Annotated in this window: 3 protein-coding genes and 1 pseudogene; all 4 read right to left on the bottom strand. The window is 36.5% G+C overall.

Features of this window, described 5'->3' with window-relative positions; genetic code table 11:
• Positions 1-390: pseudogene (locus V7149_RS19495) on the bottom strand (flagellar basal-body MS-ring/collar protein FliF); the annotation flags it as partial.
• Between the two features lie 105 nt (positions 391-495).
• Positions 496-804, bottom strand: coding sequence for a flagellar hook-basal body complex protein FliE (gene fliE, locus V7149_RS19500; RefSeq protein WP_335347256.1), 309 nt, complete (start codon positions 802-804; stop codon positions 496-498).
• Positions 805-817: 13 nt separating this feature from the next.
• A complete protein-coding gene (flgC, locus tag V7149_RS19505; protein WP_335347257.1) occupies positions 818-1267 on the bottom strand; it encodes a flagellar basal body rod protein FlgC in 450 nt (149 codons plus the stop codon).
• Positions 1268-1269: 2 nt separating this feature from the next.
• Complete coding sequence (gene flgB, locus V7149_RS19510) at positions 1270-1665, bottom strand: flagellar basal body rod protein FlgB (RefSeq protein WP_335347258.1); 396 nt, start codon at positions 1663-1665, stop codon at positions 1270-1272.
• Between the last annotated feature and the right edge of the window lie 163 nt (positions 1666-1828).

A 1828-nucleotide genomic window follows, 5' to 3' on the forward strand; every position in this document is an offset into this window, starting at 1 on the left:
CATTTTAAATTCATTTTCCGTTGTACCTATACCAGCGTTCTGACTGAAAAATGAATAATCGATATTACCAGATTTCGGTATCCCCTCAGCTGCAAGTTCAACTTTAAGTGTATCTACTACTTCCTCTGGCACTTTAATCGTAGTTCCACCGTCTGCTATTTCTGATTTAATGCCTCTGCCGTCTAAACTCTCTTTAATAGTCCCTGTTTCAGAGGGTGTAAGATTGCTATAAAGCGGAACTAATGTAGTCCTAGTCGCTAATAACGATGCACCTGTAACAATTATGATAAATAAAAGGACGGAACCAAAAAGCAGAACCTTCTGCTTTTTGGTTCGACTTTGCCAAAATCCTTGGATATTTTCTTTATATTTCCGAAACGATTCTTTCATTTCAATCCCCCGGTTATTCTGTCTCACTCTTTGGCAGCTAATAACCGCAAAACAGAAGTTTTTAGCTTTAAAATTGTTTTTGTATGTATGAAACCAATGAATCTATTACACTTGCATTCGCATAGTCTCTTGATAGGCTTCAATGACTTTATTGCGAATTTCAAGTGTTGCCTGCAATGTAACACTCGCTTTTTGAGAGGCAATCATGACTTGATGCAAATCAACATTTTCACCTTTTACGAGTTTTTCAGTCATTTTGTCTGATTCATTTTGGAGCTTATTTAATTCTTGAATTGAATTTTTTAGTACGGACGCAAAACTCTTGTGAGCTTCGAATGGTGTATATGTATGAGTCTGTTTAGTTTCCTGTGGCCTTAAAATATTGCTAACAGAAGGGAATCCGACATTATTCATTTATTCTGCTCCTCTATTTTCCAATTTCTAATGCTTTCATTAACATGCTTTTGGAAGCATTAAGAACGGTCACGTTCGCTTCATATGATCTTGTTGCACTTATTAGGTCTACCATTTCCCGCAAAGGGTCAACATTCGGCAGCTCAACGTATCCTTCATCATTTGCATCCGGATGCTCTGGATTATAAACGAGCTTAAACGGTGTTTCGTCTTCAATAATTCTTGTAGCCTTCACTCCATTACCGGCACTAGAACGATTCATTGCGTTATTTAGAAAGTTGGAGAACTGCCCTTCTTTCGGTTCAAGTACGACCGATTTACGGCGATAGGGCTGCCATTCGCCATTAACTAGCTTTCCTCTCGTTGATTCCGCATTCGCCATATTCGATGAGATGACATCCATTCTTAATCTTTGTGCTGTTAAAGCAGAAGCAGAATTATTCATGCTATGAAAAATGGACATGTCTACTTACCTCCCCTTATAACAGTCTGCAAGCTTGAAAACTTACCGCTAATTCGGTCTATAAGTGCATTGTAATAAATTTGGTTTCCGGCTAAGTCTGTCATTTCCTTATCAATATCCACGCTATTACCGTTATGATTATAAGACACGTTTTTCCGATTAATGATTCCCGCATTCGAAAGCGGACTGCTTTTAAAGGAAAAATGTCTTTGATCGGTCCGATTAGCTTCTATTGATCGGTTAACTGCCGTTTCCAATGATTGCTTAAAGCTAACCTCTTTTGCTTTATATCCAGGAGTTGCTTCATTTGCTATATTTTGTGATATAACTTTTTGTTTTAGAGAAGAATAATTTAGACCATTTTCAATAGTCGTAATTGAATTAGAAAATAACTTCATAAACGCACCTCATTATTGCTATTTTCAATGTCAAACCACAATCCGTTTAATATGTAGAATTTTGAAGAAAAAGAAACTTATATGTCGCTTACCTTTTATTGTAATGAAAATGAAATAATATGTCTATCATACTTGGGTTACTTTTAACATGACCTTCTTCCCA

Origin of the sequence: Bacillus sp. JJ1503, assembly GCF_036965125.1 — a bacterium.
In the GTDB taxonomy this organism is placed as follows: domain Bacteria; phylum Bacillota; class Bacilli; order Bacillales; family Cytobacillaceae; genus Cytobacillus.

What these genes read in the sequence shown, in the direction of transcription:
- flgB (WP_335347258.1), bottom strand. Translation starts at nt 1,665, where the DNA reads ATGAAGTTATTTTCTAATTCAATTACGACTATTGAAAATGGTCTAAAT.
- flgC (WP_335347257.1), bottom strand. Translation starts at nt 1,267, where the DNA reads ATGTCCATTTTTCATAGCATGAATAATTCTGCTTCTGCTTTAACAGCA.
- fliE (WP_335347256.1), bottom strand. Translation starts at nt 804, where the DNA reads ATGAATAATGTCGGATTCCCTTCTGTTAGCAATATTTTAAGGCCACAG.